Raw genomic sequence first — 20,808 nt, forward strand, 5'->3', positions numbered from 1 at the left:
AATGTCAAGTGACCAATGTCCCCAGCAGGACCCGGATCGCCGTGGCCGGCTTCGTCGGCACGGCGATCGAGTTCTACGACTTCTACATCTACGGCACCGCCGCCGCGCTGGTGCTGAACGCCGCCTTCTTCCCCGAGATGGACGAGACGGCGGGCCGGCTGGCGGCGTTCTCGACGTTCGCGGTGGCGTTCCTGGCCCGGCCGGTGGGCTCGGCGCTGTTCGGGCACTGGGGTGACCGGATCGGGCGCAAGTCGATGCTGGTCGTGTCGCTGCTGCTCATGGGGCTGTCCACGGTGGCGATCGGGCTGCTGCCCGGGTACGCGGCGATCGGGGTGGCGGCGCCGGTGCTGCTGGTGCTGCTCAGGTTCACGCAGGGCATCGGGCTCGGCGGCGAGTGGGGCGGGGCCGCGCTGCTGGCCACCGAGCACGCGCCGCCCGGCAGGCGCGGGCTCTACGCGATGTTCCCGCAGCTCGGGCCGGCGGTCGGGTTCCTCGCGGCGAACGGGCTGTTCCTCGTCCTGGGCGCGACGCTCACGGACGCGGAGTTCGGGAGCTGGGGATGGCGGCTGCCGTTCGTGGCGAGCCTGCTGCTGGTCCTCGTCGGGCTGTACGTGCGGGTCAGAATCGCCGAGACGCCCGTCTTCCAGCAGGCCATGGAGCAGCGGCGGATCGCCCGCGTGCCGTTCGCGGGGCTGATCCGCCACCAGTGGCGCCGGGTGCTGCTCGCCGCCGGTGCGATGACGGTGACGTACACGCTCTTCTACACCGCCACGACCTACTGTCTCGCGTACGGCACCGCCACCCTCGGCATCCCCAGGACCACGATGCTCGCGCTGACCATGATCGCCGTCGTGGTGATGGCCGCTGGCATCGCCGGGTCCGCCCTGGTCTCCGACCGCCTGGGCCGCCGCCGTACGATCATGGCCGGGGCCGTGGTCGCGATCGGGTGGGGGCTGGTGATGTTCCCGCTGATGGAGACCCGGTCGGTGGCGCTGGCCGGGCTCTCGCTGACCGTGGCGCTCGGGGTGATGGGGGTCATCTTCGGGCCGATGGGGGCGTACCTGCCGGAGTTGTTCCGCACGGAGTACCGCTACAGCGGCGCCTCGCTCGCCTACAGCCTCGGCGGGGTGCTGGGCGGGGCCGTACCTCCGCTTGTCGCGACCGCGCTGCAGGGCAGCGGGGCCGGTACGACGGCCGTCGGCGGCTACGTCTCGGCGATGGCCGTGCTGAGCCTGCTGTGCCTGGCCGCGCTGCCGGAGACCGCGGGCGAATCGATGTGAACCCGGGGTGACCCCTGTCCCTTTAGGGGTGTGCCCTCCCCGGTACGGCGTAGCAGGCTCGCAGTTCAGAAGGCCCGATCCGGAGCGTTCACTCAGCCCGTGAATACCCGGTGAACGACCATGAACGGAGACACCCATGTTGCGCCGCATCCTCCTCGTCCCGGCCCTGTTATCCGTCCTCGCCCTGCCCGTCCAGGCCCGCGAGGCCGCCGCCACTCCGCCGCCGTCGCTGCGCATCCTGCTCACGAACGACGACGGCTACCAGGCGCCGTTCACGCTGCGGCTCCGGCAGGCGCTCGCGGCGGCCGGCCACGACGTGACGATCGTCGCCCCGGCCGGCGACTCCAGCGGCGTCGGGACGTCGATCAACATCAGGTTCGGCACGACCGTGGAGGCGGCCGAGATGTCGCCGGGCGTGTGGGCGATCGACGGCAGCCCCGCCGACGCGGTCTCCTTCGGCATCCGCACGGTCTTCGCCGGGGATCCGCCCGACCTGGTCGTCTCCGGTCCCAACGAGGGCGAGAACGTCGCGGCGGCGGTCAACCACTCCGGCACCGTCGGCGCCGCGATCACCGCGCTGGAGGTGGGCGTGCCCGCGCTCGCGCTGAGCACGGCCAGGCAGGGTTCGGCCTTCCCCAGCGCGGACGACTCCGTCGCCTTCGGCGTCAAACTGGTCAACCGCCTGGCCGCCACCGCCCGCAACGGCCGCCTGCTGCCCGCGTACACCGCCCTGAACGTCAACTATCCGGCGGTTCCGACCGGTCAGGTGGAGATCGCTCGCCTGGGCAGGATGCTGCCCGTCACGATCGACTACGTCCCCGCGACGGACGCCTGCCCGCGCTGCTACCGCCTCGCGCCGGTGTTCGCCACCGCCCCGGATCCGGTGCCCGGCGCCGACCGCACGCTGCTGTCGGCGGGTGCCGTCACCATCACGCCGCTGACCTCCTCCTGGGAGAGCGGGCCCGTGGTCGCCTCGCGTCTGTCCGAGCGGCTCGACGAACTCACCCCGTGAAGATGTCACAACGGGGCGGGCTGTCTCGTCTAGGTGGTGAAGAACCTTCGAGAAGGACGTGGACGCCATGAGGAAGCAGATCTTGATCGTCGGCGGCGGATATGTCGGCCTCTACACCGCCATGGGACTGCGCAAGCTGGTACGCGGCGGCGAGGCCGAGGTGACGATCGCCGACCCGCGCGGCTACATGACCTACCAGCCGTTCCTGGCCGAGGCGGCCGGTGGCGCGATCGAGCCCCGGCACATGGTGGCGCCGCTCAACCGGGTGCTGCCGGGCATGCGGGTGCTCACCGGCAAGATCACCAACGTGGACCACAACGAGCGGGTCGCCACCTTCCAGCCCGTCCAGGGCCGCCCCTACGAGATCGCCTACGACATCGTGGTCATGGCCGCCGGTTCGATAACCAGGGGGCTGCCGATCAAGGGCCTGGCCGAGCACGCCGTCGGCTTCAAGACGGTCGGCGAGGCCGTTCACCTGCGCAACCACGTGCTCGCCCAACTGGCCGCCGCCGCCTCGACCGACGACCGCGACGTGCGCAGGAGGGCGCTGACGTTCGTGGTGGTCGGCGGCGGGTTCGCGGGCGTGGAGGCGCTGGCCGAGATGCAGGGGCTGGCCGACAACGCGCTGCGCTACCACCCCGCGATCGGCCGCGACGAGCTCACCTGGACGCTCGTCGAGGCCACGGGCCGCATCCTGCCCGAGATCCACGCCGACCTCGGTGAGTGGACGGCCGACGCGCTGCGGGAACGCGGCGTGGACATCCGGCTGAACACCCTGCTCACCTCGGCCGAGGGCGGCGTCGCCACGATGAGCGACGGCACCGCGCTGGACGCCGGCACGATCGTCTGGGCCGCCGGCGGCCGACCGAACCCGCTGGCCGCCACCAGCGGCCTGCCCGTCGACAAGAGCGGCCGGATCCGCGCCACGGAGTACCTCGCCGTGGAGGGGCTGGCCGACGCGTTCGCGGCCGGGGACGGCGCGGCGGTGCCCGACCTCACCGACCCGGGCGCCTTCACCGCGCCCAACGCCCAGCACGCGGTACGGCAGGCCAAGCTCCTCGGCCGCAACATCGTCGCCTATGTCAGGGGCCGCAAGATGAAGCCCTACAAGCACGCCTACCTCGGCTCGGTCGCCGGGCTCGGCCACCACCAGGGCGTCGCCCAGATCTACCGGATCCGGCTCACCGGGTTCCTCGGCTGGCTGGCGCACCGGGCGTACCACCTGGCCTGGGTGCCGACCTTCAACCACAAGGCGAAGGTGCTGGCCGACTGGACGCTGGCCATGGTCTTCCGCCGCGAAGCCGTACAGCTCGTGGGGCTTGAGCACCCGGAGACGGACTTCCACGAGGCCCTCGCCGCGCAACCGAACGCGGACAGGGCGGCGTGAGCGACACGGCTAGCCGGTGTAGCCGGGGAACAACAGGGACAGTTCACGCGGGTAGGTCGCGATCAGGCGCAGTTCGTCGTCGGTGAGCGGCCTGCCCGTCATCGCGTTGCAGAGCTGCACGAGCCTGAACGCCTGCTCCTCCTCCACCACCTCGACCCCGAGCCCCTCCATGACGTGCCGGAACCCGGCCTTGCCGCCGTACTCGCCGGTCAGCACGACCCGCCCGGCCCGCGCGTGCCAGTCCTCGGGGAAGGGCCCGAGCGACGCCTCGTCGTAGAGCTCGTAGTTCCCGTGGTCCTTGAGCGCGCCGTCGGCGTGGATGCCGCTCTCGTGCGCGAACGCGTTCCGCCCCACCCCCACCTGGTTGTACGGCAGCGCCTGCCCGAACGCGTAGGCCGCCCACAGCCCGAACCTCCTGGCCCACGACAGGTCGAGCTCGTCCCCGATCTCCGCCTTCTCCAGCCCGAACCCGTGCCGGAAGGCCAGGATCGTGGAGAGCAGATCCGCGTTGCCCGAACGCTCGCCGATCCCGTTCACGCACGTGTTGATCCACGCGTCCTGCCCCGCCTCCAGGTCGCCGAGCGCGCCGGACACGGAGTTGGCCACGGCCATCCCGAGGTCGTTGTGGCAGTGGGTCTCGACGGGCAGGCCCGTCGCGGTGGCCAGGCGGGCGAAGCGCTCGCGGATCCGGCCGGGGGTGTCGCCGCCGATCGTGTCGCAGTACCGCACCCGGTCCGCCCCCGCCTCCTTGGCGGCCAGCGCGAACTCCAGCAGGAACCCGTCGTCCGTCCGCGAGCCGTCCTCGGCGTTGACGCCGACGGTCTCGGCCCCGGCGCTCTTGGCCGCCCGCACGGCCGCGGTCATCTCCCTGATGATCGCCTCCCGGTCGAGGCGGCCCTTGAACTTGTTCTGGATCATGTAGTCGGAGGTCGAGATGGACAGGTTGTAGTGCGCCAGCCCGAGCGGCGCCGCCTGCTCCACGTCTCGCGCGACCCCGCGGCACCAGCCCGACAGCCGCAGCCCGCCGAACGCGCCCGCCTGTGCGAGCGCCACCTGCGCACGCACGTAGGGCACCTCGTGGAACAGGAACGGGAACCCGATCTCCGACTGCGCCACCCCGAGCTTGCCCAGGTAGAAGTTGACCATGGTCTTGCCGAACTTCGACAGGCCCGTGCGCGCGGTCTGCACGCCGTCCCGGTTGGTGACGTCGAGGAAATGAACCTTTGGCATGTCCTCACGTTGACATGCGCGCTCAACATGGATCAATATTGATTTTCATCAACATGGAGGGTTGGGTCCATGGACTGGATCGACGCCGCCACCGCCGCCGACCGCCTCGGTGTCAAGCCCGCGACCCTCTACGCCTACGTCAGCCGGGGCGTCCTGAAGCGCCGCCACGACGGCAGGCGCAGCATGTTCGACGCCGCCGAGATCGAACAACTGGCCCGCCGCGGCCGTCCCCGCAACCAGCCGCCGGAGCTGGTGATCGAGTCCGCGGTCACCGCCCTGGGCCTCGACCGCCCGTACTACCGCGGCCACGACGCCCTCGCGCTGGCCCGCACCCACGCCTTCGAGACGGTCGCCGACCTGCTGTGGAACGAGCCGGGCTCGACGGGATGGACCGCCGACGAGGCGGCGTTGCGAGCGGCCGCGGCCGCCCAGCGGAGCCTGCCCGCCGGCCTGCTCCCGCTGGACCGCCTGCAGGTGATCGTCACCGTCCTCGGCGCCTCGGACAACCTGCGCCACCAGCTCGACCCCGCCTCCGTGGCCGCCACCGGACGCCGCCTCATCGCGGGCCTGGTCGACGCGCTGCCCGTCGTGGGGCAGTCGAGATCGACGGGGTTGGCGAGCGGTCCGCCGGGATCGCAAGGTGCGGCGGGTTCGGTCGCCGCGCGGTTGTGGCCGCGGCTGACCGCCTCGGATCCTGCCCCCGCGCTCGTGGACGCCCTGCGCGCGGCCATGGTCCTGCTCGCCGACCACGAACTGGCCGCCTCCACCCTGGCCGCCCGGGTCGCCGCCTCCGCGAAGGCCGACCCCTATGCGGTGGTACTCACCGGTCTGGGCGTTCTGGGTGGCCCGCTCCACGGCGGCGCCTCCTACGGGGCCGAGCGCCTGCTGGCCGAGGTCACCGACCCCGGCCTGGCGCCGCGCGTGATCGGCGAGCGGGTACGGCGGGGCGAACGCATCCCCGGCTTCGGGCACAGCGTGTACAAGAACGGCGACGCCAGAGGCGCGGCCCTCCTGGACCTGGTGGAGTCCGCCGCCCCGGGCCACGACCGGATGGCCGCCGCCCGGGCCGTCCTGTCCGAGGTCCGCCGCCGGAGGCTCCCGGAACACAACATCGACATGGCGCTGGCCACGTTGGCGGCGGTGGCGGGCATGGTGCCGGGGGCGGGGGAGGCGGTGTTCGCGATCGCGAGAACGGCCGGCTGGCTGGCCCACGCCATGGAGGAGTACACCAGAGGGACGCTGCTCCGCCTCCGGGCCTCCTACACCGGCCCATCGATCACCTGAGCTTTCGGAGCACGTCACCCCAGGTGGCTGGTCAAGGGGGCGTCGTGGCGGTGAGTGCGGCGTGCGACGTGAGAAGCGCCCGACGATCGGCGCTCGCCCGCGACGGCGGGAGGCGTGGGGGCGGCTTGCCGTAACGGATGGGTGGGGGTGTGAGAGCAGGAGAACGGGAGTCGGTCAGTATCCCCGCGTGCGGCGGGAGGCGGGGCGGATGCGGCGGGCCAGGTCGCGGCCGCGGAAGGCGCGCAGGATCTCCGCGCCCATGATCACGCCCGCGCCGATCCCCAGCGCGATCGACAGCGCCTCGATCAGGTGCAGCGTGCCCCGCGACAGCTCGCCCAGGCTCATCTCCAGCATCCCCTTGTAGAGCACCGACCCCGGCAGCAACGGCCCGATGGCCGGGATCACGAACACCATCGACGGCACCTTCACCCGCCGCGCGAACGCCGTCCCGATCAGCCCGGTCACCGCCGCGGCCACCGTCGTGGCCACCAGCGCGGGCAGCCCCCGCCACGTCAGGAACACGAACGTCACCCAGATCAGCAACCCGCCCAGCGCCCCCTGCACGAGGTAACGCGGCGGCACGAGCAGCGCCACCGCGAACGTCAGGCTCACCCCCAGCGCCCCCAGCAACTGCGGCGTGTCCATCGACAGCGGCGCCACCGGCACGTTGTCCACGCTGATCGGCACCCCGAGCTGCAACGCGAACGCCAGCACCGAGCTGATCCCCGAGATCACCGCCGCCACGATGAACACGACCTCGGTCAGCCGGGCCGTCGCCGTGACGTACTCCCCGGCGATGCCGTCCTGCACGCACGCCACCAGCGGACGCCCCGGCAGCAGCGCGATCACCGCGCCGACCACCACCGCCGACGACTGCACCGGCACCTCGCCCCAGATCAGCAGCACCGCGATGATCGCGCCGAAGCTGGCCGCTACCGCGAGCTGGAAGAACTCGGCCACCCCGCGCCGCCCCAGCCACGCCCCCGTCCGGTCGCCGAGGATCGTGGCCGCGAACGCGGCCGCCGCCACGATCGGGCCGCCGCCGATCAGCACCGCCGCCGACGCCGAGATCAGCGCCAGCGAGCAGACCACCGCCCACTCCGGATACACCTTGACCCGCCGCGTGATCTCCCGCAGCCGCCCCTCCGTCTCGGCCAGCGACAGCCCCTCCGACGCGATCTCGCCGACCAGCCCGTGGACCGCGATGAGCCGGTCGTAGTCGGGCTGGCGCCGCCGTACCCTGCGCTCGGCCGTCGTCGCGGCGCGGCCGTCCTCCGGCACGTGCGACAGCGTGATCGCCGACAGGTTGACGTCGGCCTCCACGTTGCGCAGGCCGTAGGCCTCAAGGATCCTGCGCATGGCGCCGCCGACGTTCTCGGTCGCCTCGCCGCTGCCGAGCAGCAGCTCGCCGACGCGGAGCGCCAGGGCCATGGCCCGATGCCCGTCGGCATCGGAGGCGGTGTAGGTCATCGGACTCGGACGCTAGCCGCCCGTCCGGCCGCCGCCGAGCAGGCACACCGAGGGCCCGCCGGATCTTTATGAGGCGGGCCGCTCCACGTAGGAGGCCAGCGCGCGCACGCGTTCCGCGTGCTGGTCGTGCCCGATGATCACCGGCGGTTCGTTGTACGGCATGGCGTCCGACGACCGCCGCAGCTTGATGTACTGGCCACAGGCGTCGATCGCATAAGGCTCCATGTCATCCTGAAGGGCGCCGATCACCGTGATCCCGTACGTCTCACCGATCCGCCGGAACAACGCCACCGCCTCCCGCCGGTGCTCCTTGCCCAGGTTGCGGCCGAGCTCGTCCAGCACCAGGCACAGGTGCCCGCCGCCGGAGGAGGCGATCGCCGCCGCGCACACCAGCTTGACCGCCTTCTCGTCCATGAGCGCGGTGTTGGCCCGCCGGTTGTACGGCACGAACCCCTGCCCGTCGCCCCGCCGCCACTTCGGTGTGACCCGCCACTGCCAGCGCTGCTCCGGATCGGCGGGCGGCGGCGGCACCGGGAACTCCAGCGTCGCCCCGTACCCGCCGTAGCCGGTGTCCAGCTTGTCGAACTCCTCCGCCACCCGCGTCAGCCGCGCCTTGATCGCCGCGGTGAGCGCCGCCCGGTGCACCGCCGTCGACTGCGCCGCCTCCTCCGCGCCCTTGTCGGCCGCGGCCAGGTCACGCTGCCGGGAGTCGATCTGCGCCTCGATCTGGCGGCGCTGGTGCTTCTCGTACTCCTCCTGCCCACGCAGATAGGAGGCCAGAGCGCCACAGACCGCCGCGAACGTCGCCTGCTCGCGCGCCGTGCTGCCCGCCCGCTCGGCCAGCAGGAACGCCAACTCCTCCGGCACCTCGGCGTCCTCCTCGGGGAACGTGTCACGCTGCGCCTGGTCGAAATGCCGCTCGGCCATCCGCCACCACTCGTCGGCGCCGCGCGGGCGTTCCTCCTCGGGCAGCGCCTCGATCCACTCGCGGGCGCCGTCGGCCGGACCGCCCCAGTCGGCGGCCAGCGCATCCAGCCTCAGCGCCTCGCGGTCCGCGGCCACCCGCTTGACCTGCTCGGACGCCTGGTCACGTTCCCCCTCGTGCCGCTGCCTGCGGCCCTCCATGCGCTCGATCTCCATGTCGCGCGTGCGGGCGCGGAAGTCGAGCGATCCGGCCAGGCGTTCGGTCTCGGCCACCTTCGGGGTGATCTCCTCGACCGCCGCCGTCAGCTCGGCCAGCTTGGCGCGCCGCTCGGCCAGCCGCGCCTCGATCTCGGCCAGCCGTACCGCCGCCTTCGCGCCTTCGAGCCGCCGCTGCGCCTGCGCCACCGCCCCCTCGGCATCGTGCACGGCCTGCGTCGCCGACTCCTGCGTGTCCCTGGCCCGGTGGAGCCGGTGTTCGGCGGCCTTGATCCGCGCCTCGCGGCCGGTGGCGACCCCGTCGAAGGCGCCGACCACGCTCACCCCGGCCGAGGAGACCACCACCGACCCGGGCAGCCCGGCTAGCGCTGCCGCCGCCGCCTCCATCCGGTCGGCGTCCACGATCACCGCATGCTCGTTCGGCCACCCCCGCAACCCGCCCAACCCCAGCCCACCCACGCCCGGCCCCCGGCCACTCCCTGGCCCGTGGCCGCGCCCCTGCCCGGTTTCCTGCCTGTGGGCGTGGCCGTCCCCCTGGTCCTGGCCCTGATCCTGTCCCTGGTCCTGGCCGGGGTCGTGGTCCTGGCCGGGGCCCTGGCTGTGGGAGTGGTCGCGGGCCTGTTCGGCGACGTCGAGGGCGTCGAGCAGGCCGGTGGCCGCGAGACCGGCTGCCGACAGGGCGTTGAGCTGGGCCGCCGCCGGACCGCCCTCGGCGTCGTCCAACGCCGCCTGCGCGGAGGCAACCTCGCGGTCGGCGACGCCCAGGGACTTCAGCGCCTCGTTCAGCCGGAGCCTGGCCTCGCCCACCTCCCGCTCGGCCGCCGGAACGTCCCTGCCGTCGGCGAAGCGCCGCGTCTGCTCCAGTGCGGGGATCTGGCCACGCAGTTCGTCGGCGGAGTTGGCGGCCACCGCCCGGTCGGCGTCGAGCTTGGCGGCCCTGGCCTGCAATACGGCCAGTTCCTTGCGCGCCTCGCCCACCTTCCTGTCGAGCGTGTCGTCCTTCAGCGTGGTGATCTCCGCCTTGACCATGGCGATCGCCTCGGCCGCCTTCCCGGCCGCCTCCTGGTGCCTGGCCGACTCCGCCGCCAGCAGCTCGTCCTTGGCCACGGCGTCGGCCAGCTTCCTGGCCTGGCGGCCCCGCCAGCAGCGCAGCGCTTCGGCGAGCCGTACCCGCGCCTGATCCCTTCTGTCGAACGTGGTCAGCAACGCCTTCGACTCGGACTCGAACTCGGCCAGCCGTTCGCCCGCCTGGGCCGCGCGCACCCGCTTGGCGTGCTCGTCGCGCCGGGCCTCGCGCTCCTGCTCCAGCTCGGTGTCGAGCCCGGTCAGGGCGGCGATCGCCTCGAACACCCGCTCCGGAGTGATCTCGTTCAGCGGCTGCGACAACAGGTTCGTGGCCACCTTGCTCCGCACGGACGTCGACAGGAACGACACACACCGCACCCGGTCCCCATAAAGCACCTTGGTCAGATCCCGGGCCACCACGTCCCGCCGCCCAGCCGACTTCGGCAACGAACTCCACAGATCGTCGGCCCTGGCCACCCGCTCCGCCTCGGAAGCCGCCGCCGCGAGATGAACCCCTTCCCGCCAGCGGACCTCCAGGTGCGGCGCCTCCTGGTTGACCCGCAGCCACACGGTCACCGCACCCCCGGTCGGCACCTGGAACAGCTCGCCACTCTCCGCCTCCGCCGAGATCAGCTCCCCGTCCGCCTCGTCCGCCTCCTCCGCGGGTACGGCACCGCCCCCCTCAAGCTCGCTGTCGGCCCCGGGCGGCCCGAACACGCCGACGATGTAGCCGTGATCGGCACTGGCCCACTGCTTCCCGCCCGCCCCGCTGGCCAGCTCGGCATTGAACAGCAGCTCCGACACCGCCTTCGCCCCCGAGGCGAACCGCCACTGCTCATCCCCCAGCAACGCCGTGATCGACGCGATGAACGACGACTTCCCGGCCCCGTTGGAGTCCTTGGGCCCGGCCCCGGCCACCACGATCAGCGTTCCCGGCACGGTCGGCACGGGGTGCGTCGACAGCCGGGAGATGTTGACCGCCTGCACGGCGATCAGGACCCGGTCCCCGACAACGTTCTCCACCTGCGACACCCTCAACCCCCGAGACTCATCCAACAACCAACCAAACCCACCCACACCCACCCCACGCGCCGCCCCCCACCCACACGAGGCGCCCCACCCCTGCAGCGGTAACCACCCAAGCTGCTGCACCCACTCGTGCGGTAGCGCGCGTCTTTCTTGCGCAGGCCAGCCGCGAGGCGGCATGCGCCCGCATGCCAAAATCCGCGCACGTGACAATGCCCGGACCCTCGGCGGTGCCCGAAGGTGGCGTGGCCCGTGCTGTCGCCGCACACTCCGACGTGCCGGGACTCTCGAGTCGGCTGGCGCACGCCCGCATGCCGACGCCTGGCCTGGCGGAGCGGTGCGCTTGTGGGGTGGTGGGTCATGAGGGAGACCTTCTGGCGCGTACGGCTCCGGCCAGCGGTGTGTGCGGGCCGGCGGCGAGGATCAGTTCCTCCTGCAGGCGCCGCCGGGCAGCCGGAGTCAGGCGGTGGAACTGGGGGCCGGGCACGTAGCCGCCCGCCTCCTCGCCGGCCTTCACCTGGCCCAGCAGCCCGGCGTGCCGCAACGCGCGCAGCGCCGACTCCAGTTCGCCGATCGGCAACTGGGTGTGGCGGCGCAGTTCGTCCACCGGTGTCGGGAACGGCGACAGCCACGTGTCCTCCGGCAGCGCCCCCTCCGCGCGCGGGATCGCCACCGAGTGGACCAGCACCAGCGTCAGCACCGCCCGCTCGCTCTCGCCCAGCCCGCCCGCGTCCCGCGCCGCCGAGGCCGCCGTCGCGTCGTCGTAGCCTGAGGTCCAGCGTTCGTGATGCTGGATGAGGGTACGGCCCCGCCGTCCCAGCATCTCGCCCAGCGTGTGCCGCATGGCCGGGTCGCGCAGCGCGGCGAACCTGGCCTCCTGGACGGGTTCGGCGGCATGCTCCACGACCATGTAGGCGGCGACCAGTTCGGCGCGCCGTCGTTCGTCGTAACCGGACAGCAGGTCGTCGAACTCGGCCTCCCCGCCCTCGACCAGCCCGCCCGGCTCGCATGCCGGGGATCCGGTGACCAGGTCCTCGTCGGCGACCACGGTCAGCTCGTCGCGCTCGGGCTCGGGCAGCCTGCGGACCAGTTCCTTGAGCTGGGCGAACGACTCGACGGGCCAGAGGGCGCAGCGGGGTCCCAGACGTACCATGCCGTCGGACAGGACGATCCAGGAGGAGTCGTGCAGGCGGCGCAGCGCGCCGACGGCCCAGTTGCGCATCAGGTCGTCGGAACGCCCGATCAGCGCCCGGTAGGTGTCGAGCACCTGCTCGGCCGGGGCCGCGACGCCCGGCCAGGGGTCGGCGGCCAGGTCGTTCCAGCAGCACTTGAGGCATGCCGCCAGCACGCGCCGCGCCTCACCGGCCCGCTCGACCGGCATCGGCGCCACCTGATGCTCCTCCAGCAGGGACGGCGTCGCCCCATCCGGCCACACGGGCACCGCCAGCCCGGTGGTGTCATTGTGCGTCAGCCGAACCATCCCGGCAGGCGCGGGCTCCCCGGTCCCCAGCCGCAACGGCCCACCCGAACGAGCCCACACATGCGCCACCCCCGGCACAGCGGCCCTCGGCGTCAGCGCCTGAGGCGCGGCGGCCTCCGACGTGGTGGCCAGCGGCGCTGGCACCTCCGGCGCAGCCGACTCCGGCATTGGCGCCCCCGGTGCGGTGCTCTGCGGCGCTGGCGCTGGCGGCGTGGCGGTGTCTGGCCCTGGGGTCGCAGGTCGGGCCACCTCCGGCGCATCGGCCTGCGGTGTGGTGGTTTGGGGTGTTGGGGAGTCTGGTGTGGGGGTCGCTCGCGGAGACGGCTCTGGGGTGGTCATGGGGTGCGCTCCAGGTAGCCGTGGGAGAGCCAGGCGGGTTCGCGGGCCGGGTCGACCGTCAGCTCGTCGGACCACGCCAGCCGGTACGGCAGCTCCGGCCGCAGGTCGATGCTGGTCAGGTCGGCCAGCAGGCGGCGTACCGAGGACCAGTCGGCCCCCACCGCGTCGGACAGGCGCACGCGGGCGGAACCCGCCAGGAGCGACTCCGCGACCTCGGTCAGGCGTTGGACGACGGCGTCCGCGGGGCCGTCCAGGGAGTCGGCGGGGCCGGGGTCGGGCAGGTCGGAGCGTGGGGGAGTGGGCTGGGCGGGGACCGGGCGCGGGGCCTCGTCAACGGCGCGGGCGATCGCGGCGGGATCGTGCCACGGCGCCGGGGCGTCGAAGACGAAGCCGTCGAGGACGGCGGCCAGCCGTTCGCGCGAGGCGGTCTGGGCGAAGGTGCGCCACGTCTCGGTGGGCAGCAGCGTCAGGTTGCGGGTGGTGCCCGCGGAGTCGGCCAGACGTCCGGCGGCGCGGCGGCTGGCGTCGCTGTAGGAGTAGATGGCGGCGCGCAGGTCGGTGCAGGTGCGGTCGAGGTCGGGCCAGCGGGTCAGGATGGTGCCGTGCAGGCTCTGCGCGCGGCGCGCGATCTCCTCGGTGCCCCAGAGCTTGGGGGCCTGCTCGCGCAGTTCCTCGATGGTGCCGGTGGTGAGGGTGATGAGCTCCAGGGCCCACAGGCGGAAGGCGCGCGCGAGGTTGGCGGCGCTCTGCCTGGCCTCCTCCATGGTGGTGCGCGGGTCGGCGACGTTGAGGTCTTCGAGGGCGAGCAGGCGGTGCATCTCGGACTGGCCGCCGTCGTCCATCATGCGGCGGATGAACATCAGCCCGACCACGCTGGTGAACGAGGCCCGGTAGCGGAGCTGGTTGGGCTTGGGGAAGACCTCGCGGACGGCGCCGAGGCCCTTGAGCACGCGCAGCCGGTTGTCGAACTGGTCGGCCGGGTAGGCACGGCACACGTGGCGCATCTGCTCGTGCGTCAGCCACTCCTCGCCCGCCTCCGCGAACGCGCCGAACAGCGTCTCGGCGATGTCGACCAGGGCGGGGTCGTCGACCACGGCGCCGCTGTCGCGGGCGAGCGCGGCGAACATCCGGCGGTAGGTCGACAGCACCGCCTCCTCGGAGAGCGCGGCGTCGAGGGTCAGGGGCTGATCAGGCACGCGAACTAAGGTACGGCTTCGCACCGACACTCTGGCATCGGACGCGGCGAGCCGTACCGAAGACGGCGCCGACAGGTTCTGAGCAAGGCATGCGCCTGGTACGGCTGCACGCTATCGTGATGCCCGGTAAGACGGGGGCAAACGCTAAGTAATCGTACATACGGGGTGAGTGACGGATGCGCGTCCGCATACTCCGGGGTGACCGAGCCACCGCTGTGATCGCCGCAGTGGTGGCCGGTTGTCTCGTCGTCGTGGCGGCGGTGTTCGGCGTGGGCGTGTCGAGCGCCAATCCGAAGCTGGCCGACGTGGGCGCCTGGCTCTGGACCAAGGTCCGCGGGAAGATCGTCCATGTCAACGGCCTGTCGGGCGAGGTGGACGGCTACCTCGACGACAAGGCGGGCCGTCCGCTGCGGATCGTGCAGGACGGCCAGACGGTCCTGCTCGTCGACGACCGCACCGGCGTCGTCAGCCGCATCGAGCCGAGCCAGCTCAGCGTGGCCCAGAGCCGCGACTTCGGCGCCGCGGGCATGCAGCTCGTGGTCACCGGAAAGGCCGCGTACGCGGTCAATCCCAAGGGAACGGTGCAACGCATCGACCCGGTCACGCTGAACTCCCTAGGGGCCCCGCTCGAACTGCAGGGGCCGCTGGGCGCCGCGCGCATCGACGGCGGCGGCAAGCTGTGGGTGCCGGTGCCCGCCAAGGGCGAGGTCGTGCCGGTCGCCTCCGGCGTCGCCGAGCAGGCGGTCAAGGCGGGCGAGCCCGGTGAGGAGCTCGCCGTCACCATCGCCGGCGGCCTGCCGGTGATCGTGAACACGCGCGCCTCCACCGCCGTGGTGATCGGCTCCGACGGCGGCGCGGGAGAGATCCTGCTGCCCAAGGGCGTCGCGCAGTCGGACAAGGGCGGCGCGCTCACCCCGGCGATGACCGAGGGCTCGCTGGTGCCGATCCTGGCGCCCGGCCCCGACGGGCTGCTCGTGGTGATCGACACCGCCTCCAACGCCGTCCAGACCACCAAGCTCACCGCCGACGAACCGGCCGCGCTGGGCGTGCCGCAGGTGCTCGGCTCCAAGGTGTACGTGCCGGACAGCGCCAGCGGCGGCCTCATCGTGTGGGACAGCGCGGCGGGCGGCAGGCCGACCACGATCCAGGTGGCCGAGCAGCCCGGCCCGATCGAGATGTTCGTCAAGGACGGCCTGCTGTGGGCCAACGACGAGAACGGCGACAAGGCCGTCGTCGTCGATCCCGAGGGCCGCAAGCACCCGGTGGACAAGGACGACAGCGACGTCCCCGGCCCGACGAACACCCCCAAGCCCAAGCAGACGCCGAAGCCCGAGCCCACGGCCTCGGGCCGCCAGCCCGACCCGACCAGGACGGCCGATCCGGAGCCGACGGATACCGAGGAGGAGCCCGCCGAGCCGACGCGTAAGCCGTCCAAGAAGCCCACCGAGGAGCCGGACGCGACGCCGACCCCGACTCCGACGCCCAGCGCGACCCGCACACCCACCCCGACGCCGACGCCGAGCCCGCCGACCAAGCCGGGCTCGGTCAGCGCCAAGTCCGGGCCGGGGAAGATCGACATCACCTTCAGCCCGTCGACGGGCGGCAAGCCCGACCGCTACACCGTCCAGGTCAACGGCGGCGGCGGGCGCGTCGCGCCGCAGTCGGTGGACGCCAACGGGCCGTTCCAGTTCGAGTTCAGCGGCGGGGACTGCAGCAAGGAGTACACCTTCACCGTCGTCGCCCACTGGAAGGGCGGCCAGGTGCAGTCCGAGCCCAGCGCGGGGGTTAAGCCGTGCGTGGCGCCCGGGGCGCCGTCGAACTTCGCCGCCAAGGCCAAGAACCGCGGCGCCGACCTGAGCTGGAGCGCCCCGTCGAACGCCGGGGAGGGCACCACCTACGTTCTGTCCGGCGCCAAGTCGGACGACTCCATCAGCGGCACCTCCGTCAGCGTGGACGGGCTGGAGAACAACAAGAAGCACGAGTTCAAGCTGAAGGCCAAGAACGCGGCCGGGGAGAGCCAGGAGGTGGCCAGCGCCACCGCCGACCTGGCCTATCCGCGTCACGCCTACAAGAACGCCAACAACAACCAGACCAACACGCTCATCAGGCCCGGCCCGTCCAAGAGCGGGGAGGCGGGCTCGATCCCGAAGGGTCAGTACATCAGCCTTACCGTGATCTGCCAGGTCAAGGGGGCCTCGGTCACGGAATCCGAGACGAACGAGACCAGCGACGTCTGGAATCGGATCGAGTGGAACGGCGGGGTGGCCTACCTCAGCGTGACGCTGATGGAGTCGCCGCGCGGCGCCTTCCCGGCGGCGCCGCTGTTCGAATGCACGGACTGAGAAGGGGACTCAGCTGTGAGCCATTACAACGTGGAAGAGACGGCGCAGCCGTACCAGCAGCAACAGCTCGCGGGGCAGTTCGCCCAGCGCTTCCAACTGCTCGCGGGCAACATCGAGCACGTCATCAGGGGCAAGCGTGAGGCGATCGAGCTGGCGCTGATCTGCCTGTTCGCCGAGGGGCACCTGCTCATCGAGGACGTGCCCGGCACCGGCAAGACGACGCTGGCCCGCTCGATCGCGGCCAGCGTGGACGCCGAGTGGCGGCGCATCCAGTTCACGCCCGACCTGCTGCCCAGCGACATCACCGGCGTGTCGATCTTCAACCAGGCGTACCAGAAGTTCGAGTTCCACCGCGGGCCCGTCTTCGCCAACATCGTGCTCGCCGACGAGATCAACCGGGCCTCGCCCAAGACGCAGTCGGCGATGCTGGAGGTCATGGAGGAGCGGCGGGTCACCGTCGACTCCGAACCCCACCAGGTGCCGCGACCCTTTCTCGTGGTCGCCACCCAGAACCCCGTCGACATGGACGGCACCTACCCGCTGCCCGAGGCCCAGCTCGACCGCTTCCTCATGCGGATCTCCGTCGGCTACCCCGACCACGCCTCGGAGGTCGAGGTGCTCAAGGGCGGGCCGTCCGGGCCGCAGGTCGAACGGCTGCCCGTCGTCGCCCGCGCCACCGACGTGGCCGGGATGATCGACTTCGCGACCCGCATCCACGTTGCCGATCCGGTCTTCGACTACATCGTGGCGCTGTGCGGTGCCACCCGGAGTCACCCGGCGCTCCGGCTCGGGGCCAGCCCACGCGGCAGCCTCGCGCTGCTGCGTGCCGCCCGGGTCAAGGCCGCCGCCGCGGGGCGGCACTTCGTGGTGCCCGAGGACGTGAAGGCGCTGGCCGTACCGGTGCTGGCGCATCGTCTGATCCTCACGCCCGACGCGGAGCTGCGCGAGGTCGCGGCGGGGCAGGTGCTCGGCGAGATCCTCACCGGGATGCCGGTGCCGCAGGCGGCCTGAGATGCTGACGCCGCTCGGGTGGGGGACGCTGGGCGGGTCCCTGGTGCTGTACGCGGCCGGATTCCTGCTCGGCTACACGGAACCGGTCGTACTGGCCACCGGCGGGCTGCTCGCGCTCGGCGCCGCGCTCGCCTGGACCGCGCCCAAGCCGCGGCTGGAGGTCAGCCGCGAGGTGACGCCGCTGAAGGTGCCGCGCGGCGAGGCCGCCGTGGCCGTGCTCAACGTGCGCAACCTCGGCCGCTGGGCGCTGTCCGGCCTGCGCGCGCACGACCGCATCGGCGCCGCCGAGCACACCGTCGACCTGCCGCGCCTGCCCCGCCAGGGCGCGCGCATGGTCTCCTACGCGCTGCCGACCTCCGTGCGCGGCGAGATCCCCGTCGGTCCGTTGCGGCTCGTGCGCGCCGACCCGCTCGGGCTCACCCGCAGAGTCCGCGAGTACGGCGGGGCCGCCACCCTCCTGGTCCGCCCGCGCACCGTGGCGCTGCCGGTGCCCCCGTCCGGCCGCGCCCACCACCTGGAGGGCCCGACCAGCGACAACGCCCCGAGCGGCACCGCCACCTTCCACACCCTGCGCGAGTACGTGGTCGGCGACGACCTGCGCCACGTCCACTGGAAGTCGAGCGCCCGCACGGGGACGCTCATGGTCCGCCAGCTCATCGACGCCAGCCTGCCCACCACGACCGTGGTCCTGGACACCCGCGAGCTGACCGAGCCGGCCGTCGACGCCACCGCCTCGGCCGCCGTGGCCGCCGCCCGCGCGGGCTTCCCCGTACGGGTGCTGACCGGCGACGGCCCGCTGGCCGAGACCAAGTCCGACGCCGAGATGCTGCTGGACCGGCTCGCGGTGGTGGCCTCCGGCACGTCGAGCGTGACCGAGGCGGTACGGCTGGCGCGGGGCGGCGGCTCGCTGGTGGTCGTCACCGCAGACCCGGCCGAGGTGGGGCGGTGCGCGGGGGTGCGGCGCCGGTTCGACCGGGTGATCTGCGTGTACCTGGGCCACGGCCGTCCCGCCACGCCCGGCGTCACGCTGGTCCCGATGTCCGAGCTCGACACCCTTCCGGCGGCCTGGAGCGCCCGATGACCCACGCCACCCCGGCCCCCCACCCCCAGCCCCTCGTCCCAGACCCTCACCCCGGCTCACCAGGCCATGGCCAGTCCCCGGGCCCGCCCGGCTCCGGCCACCCCTCGGGCCCGCCCGGCTCTGGCCACCCCTCGGGTTCGCCTGGCTCTGGCCAGTACCTGGGGCCGTCCGGTCCAGGCCAGGACTTCGGCTCGTCCAGCTCCTCAGCGGGCTCGCCGGCCGGGGAGCCCGGGGCAGCGGGTGGGCGGCGGGCGCGTCGGCGGGGCGCGGCGTCGGCGGGCTCGGGCCGGGCGCGTCAGGACGGGGAGGCACAGGCGGACGAGCGTGCGGGCAGGCCGCTCGGGTGGCGGCCGGTCGTCGCGCTGCTGCTGGTCGCGGCCCTGGCCGGGGTGGCGGGCTGGGGGTTCCACCGGGTCTTCCCCGCCCCAGAGCTGCTCCTGACCCTGGCGCCGGCCGCGCTGGTCCCGCCGCTGGTGGCGATGCTCACCAGAAACCGCCCGCTCTGGCTGGCGCTTGCCGTCAACGTGGTCCTGTGGTTCGCCGCCACGATCCCGCTCTACAAGGGCGTGGCCCCCGGCATGGTCAGGGACCTGGCCAACTCCTGGCAGGCCCTGCTCACCACCCTCCTGCCCGCCCAGCCGGAACCGCGCCTGCTCGTCCTGGTCCACGCCGCCGTCTGGCTGGCCGCGCTGGCCGGCGCGGAGACGGTCGTGCGGAGCGCCACCCGGGTCGCCGCCGCGCTGCCCGCGATGGCGGCGTTCGGGCTGGCCCTGCTGCTCGGCGTGGACGGCGAGGGCTCGAACCTGCCCGTGGCCGCCGCGCTGGTCGTGCTCACGGCCGCGCTGGCGATGGTGCGCGACGACCGTCCGGCGCTCTGGCTGCTGGCGGGGCTGCCCGCGGCGGCACTGCTGGCCGGCGCGGCGCTGGTCGTGGGGCGGCTGCTGCCGGTCGCGGCGGAGCCGTACAACCCTCGGCAGGACGCCGAACTGCCGCCCCCGGTGCGCGTCGACAGCGTCAGCCCGCTCGACCGCGTCTCGGCCTGGCTGCAGTTTCCCGACCGCCCGCTGTTCACCGTGAAGGCCGACAGACCGGCCAACTGGCGGCTGGCCGTACTCGATCGTTACGACGGCGTGCGCTGGACGTCGGGCGCGCGCTTCCAGCCGACCGGCGGGCGGGTGCCCGCCGGAGAGTGGACGGGCCCGGTCGACACGGTACGGCAGAGCGTCACGATCGACGGCCTGCCCGGCGGCTGGCTGCCCGCGGCGGAACGGCCCGCGGAGGTCACCGGCGTGCCCGGCCTCGGTGTGGACCCGAGCAGCGGCGCGTTGCTGGCCTCGGCCAAGCCCGCCAAGGGGTTCGCCTACCAGGTGACCTCGCGGGTGCCCAAGCCGTCGAAGGAGCACCTGGTCGGGGCGGTGCCGGTGCACGATCCCGCGCTGACGGCCTTTCCCGACGGGCCGCAGGAGGCGGAGTTCCGCAAGCTGGCCCAGCAGGCGACCAAGGGGGCGGACGCGCCGATCAAGCAGGCGTACCGGCTGCAGAAGTACCTGCGGACCAGTGCCAGCAACGATCCGACGGCGCCGCCCGGCCACTCGCTGAAGGGGCTGGAGTTCTTCCTGGAGACCACGCACCGGGGCACGTCGGAGCAGTTCGCCTCGACGTTCGCGCTGATGGCGCGGACGCTGGGGCTGCCCACGCGGGTCGTCGTGGGCTTCCGGCCGGGACAGCGCTCGAACGGCGTGCACCGCGTCATGTCCGGAGATGTCGTGGCGTGGGCGGAGATCAAGTTCGAGGGGCTGGGGTGGCTGCCGTTCTACCCGACGCCCGGCAAGAGCGGCTCCAAGGACGACCACGATGTCGTGTCGTCGGCGATCGAGGAGAGCGAGCGGCTGGAGGGCGAGTTCACCCAGGGCGGGGTGGACAAGCCGAAGCCGTCGGCCAAGGCGACCGCCGGCGGGTCGCGCAAGGGCGGCGAGGGGGCGCCGCTGTGGGTGATCGTCCCGGCGGCCTTGGCGGGGGTGCTGGCCGTGTACGCGGTGGTGGCGATGGCGCTGCCCTGGTGGCGGCGGCGGCGCCGGATGGCGGCGGCCGGGGCGGAGGGACGGGTGCTCGGCGCCTGGGTCCAGTCGTGTGACGACCTCGGGCTCAAGGACGACCAGGCGCTGACCGCCGAGGAGGTGGTCTCCCGTCATCCTGCCGCCATCTCCCACCATCTGCGGCCGCTCGCCGACATTTCCAACTATGTCCGCTACGCGCCGGACGACGTCGCGGAGCAGGCCGCCGACGAGGCTTGGCGCCGCAGCGACGCGGTCCGCGCCGAGGTACGCCGCAGCACTCCGCTCAAACACCGCCTCCTGCGCCGCCTCCTCTTCCGCTGACCCCCTCTGCCCGATCGTTCGGGCTGGGGGCCGCCCGCCTGGGTGCGCGGGCTTGGCGTCTCGCGTGCGAAGCGGATCCGGGTGCGC

The 20,808-nt window shown here is 72.9% G+C and carries 13 protein-coding genes; 8 read left to right on the top strand and 5 right to left on the bottom strand.

Annotated features, from left to right (window positions below; all coding sequences use genetic code 11):
* Nucleotides 1-8: 8 nt before the first annotated feature.
* The 3 genes from ACIBEJ_RS12820 (at nucleotide 9) to ACIBEJ_RS12830 (ending at nucleotide 3,679) form a co-directional block, all read left to right on the top strand.
* Nucleotides 9-1,280, top strand: coding sequence for an MFS transporter (locus ACIBEJ_RS12820; protein ID WP_397182829.1), 1,272 nt, complete (start codon nucleotides 9-11; stop codon nucleotides 1,278-1,280).
* A 136-nt stretch (nucleotides 1,281-1,416) separates the two neighbouring features.
* Complete coding sequence (gene surE / locus ACIBEJ_RS12825) at nucleotides 1,417-2,292, top strand: 5'/3'-nucleotidase SurE (protein ID WP_397182830.1); 876 nt, start codon at nucleotides 1,417-1,419, stop codon at nucleotides 2,290-2,292.
* 67 nt (nucleotides 2,293-2,359) lie between these two features.
* Nucleotides 2,360-3,679, top strand: a complete 1,320-nt coding sequence (locus ACIBEJ_RS12830) for an NAD(P)/FAD-dependent oxidoreductase (protein WP_397182831.1) — start codon at nucleotides 2,360-2,362, stop codon at nucleotides 3,677-3,679.
* A 9-nt stretch (nucleotides 3,680-3,688) separates the two neighbouring features.
* Here ACIBEJ_RS12830 and ACIBEJ_RS12835 read toward each other — a convergent pair whose 3' ends face one another.
* Nucleotides 3,689-4,909, bottom strand: coding sequence for a LeuA family protein (locus ACIBEJ_RS12835; RefSeq protein WP_397182832.1), 1,221 nt, complete (start codon nucleotides 4,907-4,909; stop codon nucleotides 3,689-3,691).
* A 69-nt stretch (nucleotides 4,910-4,978) separates the two neighbouring features.
* Here ACIBEJ_RS12835 and ACIBEJ_RS12840 point away from each other — a divergent pair, with 69 nt between their 5' ends.
* Nucleotides 4,979-6,193 carry a citrate synthase gene (locus ACIBEJ_RS12840; protein ID WP_397182833.1) on the top strand — a complete coding sequence of 405 codons (1,215 nt, stop codon included), beginning with the start codon at nucleotides 4,979-4,981 and terminating at the stop codon, nucleotides 6,191-6,193.
* A 174-nt stretch (nucleotides 6,194-6,367) separates the two neighbouring features.
* On the opposite strand, the gene ACIBEJ_RS12845 is transcribed toward ACIBEJ_RS12840, so the two are convergent.
* The 4 genes from ACIBEJ_RS12845 to ACIBEJ_RS12860 all read right to left on the bottom strand — a co-directional run bounded on the left by ACIBEJ_RS12845 (nucleotide 6,368) and on the right by ACIBEJ_RS12860 (nucleotide 13,909).
* Complete coding sequence (locus tag ACIBEJ_RS12845; RefSeq protein WP_397182834.1) at nucleotides 6,368-7,663, bottom strand: threonine/serine exporter ThrE family protein; 1,296 nt, start codon at nucleotides 7,661-7,663, stop codon at nucleotides 6,368-6,370.
* 66 nt (nucleotides 7,664-7,729) lie between these two features.
* Entirely contained in the window at nucleotides 7,730-10,900 is a 3,171-nt protein-coding gene (locus ACIBEJ_RS12850; RefSeq protein WP_397183256.1) for a chromosome partitioning protein ParA, read from the bottom strand.
* Nucleotides 10,901-11,252: 352 nt separating this feature from the next.
* Nucleotides 11,253-12,374, bottom strand: coding sequence for a hypothetical protein (locus ACIBEJ_RS12855; RefSeq protein ID WP_397182835.1), 1,122 nt, complete (start codon nucleotides 12,372-12,374; stop codon nucleotides 11,253-11,255).
* A gap of 335 nt (nucleotides 12,375-12,709) precedes the next feature.
* The gene (locus ACIBEJ_RS12860; protein WP_397182836.1) at nucleotides 12,710-13,909 is read right to left on the bottom strand and encodes a hypothetical protein; all 1,200 of its coding nucleotides are present in this window, start codon (nucleotides 13,907-13,909) and stop codon (nucleotides 12,710-12,712) included.
* 215 nt (nucleotides 13,910-14,124) lie between these two features.
* Between ACIBEJ_RS12860 and ACIBEJ_RS12865 the strand changes: the two genes are divergently transcribed.
* Genes ACIBEJ_RS12865 through ACIBEJ_RS12880 form a run of 4 tightly spaced genes read left to right on the top strand, consistent with a single transcriptional unit; the run spans nucleotide 14,125 to nucleotide 20,721 of the window.
* Nucleotides 14,125-16,251, top strand: a complete 2,127-nt coding sequence (locus ACIBEJ_RS12865) for a fibronectin type III domain-containing protein (RefSeq protein ID WP_397182837.1) — start codon at nucleotides 14,125-14,127, stop codon at nucleotides 16,249-16,251.
* 15 nt (nucleotides 16,252-16,266) lie between these two features.
* Nucleotides 16,267-17,262, top strand: coding sequence for an AAA family ATPase (locus ACIBEJ_RS12870; RefSeq protein ID WP_397182838.1), 996 nt, complete (start codon nucleotides 16,267-16,269; stop codon nucleotides 17,260-17,262).
* Between the two features lies 1 nt (nucleotide 17,263).
* Nucleotides 17,264-18,343, top strand: a complete 1,080-nt coding sequence (locus ACIBEJ_RS12875) for a DUF58 domain-containing protein (protein WP_397182839.1) — start codon at nucleotides 17,264-17,266, stop codon at nucleotides 18,341-18,343.
* Entirely contained in the window at nucleotides 18,340-20,721 is a 2,382-nt protein-coding gene (locus tag ACIBEJ_RS12880) for a DUF3488 and transglutaminase-like domain-containing protein (protein WP_397182840.1), read from the top strand. Before ACIBEJ_RS12875 ends, ACIBEJ_RS12880 begins: the two co-directional genes overlap by 4 nt.
* Nucleotides 20,722-20,808 lie beyond the last annotated feature (87 nt).

Origin of the sequence: Nonomuraea sp. NPDC050790 (assembly GCF_044456745.1) — a bacterium.
Taxonomy (GTDB): Bacteria; Actinomycetota; Actinomycetes; order Streptosporangiales; family Streptosporangiaceae; genus Nonomuraea.

Excerpts from the sequence above, each read along its gene's own strand:
- ACIBEJ_RS12855 (WP_397182835.1), bottom strand. The coding sequence starts at position 12,374 with ATGGTTCGGCTGACGCACAATGACACCACCGGGCTGGCGGTGCCCGTG.
- ACIBEJ_RS12875 (WP_397182839.1), top strand. The coding sequence starts at position 17,264 with ATGCTGACGCCGCTCGGGTGGGGGACGCTGGGCGGGTCCCTGGTGCTG.
- ACIBEJ_RS12835 (WP_397182832.1), bottom strand. The coding sequence starts at position 4,909 with ATGCCAAAGGTTCATTTCCTCGACGTCACCAACCGGGACGGCGTGCAG.
- ACIBEJ_RS12840 (WP_397182833.1), top strand. The coding sequence starts at position 4,979 with ATGGACTGGATCGACGCCGCCACCGCCGCCGACCGCCTCGGTGTCAAG.
- ACIBEJ_RS12880 (WP_397182840.1), top strand. The coding sequence starts at position 18,340 with ATGACCCACGCCACCCCGGCCCCCCACCCCCAGCCCCTCGTCCCAGAC.
- ACIBEJ_RS12845 (WP_397182834.1), bottom strand. The coding sequence starts at position 7,663 with ATGACCTACACCGCCTCCGATGCCGACGGGCATCGGGCCATGGCCCTG.
- ACIBEJ_RS12830 (WP_397182831.1), top strand. The coding sequence starts at position 2,360 with ATGAGGAAGCAGATCTTGATCGTCGGCGGCGGATATGTCGGCCTCTAC.
- surE (WP_397182830.1), top strand. The coding sequence starts at position 1,417 with ATGTTGCGCCGCATCCTCCTCGTCCCGGCCCTGTTATCCGTCCTCGCC.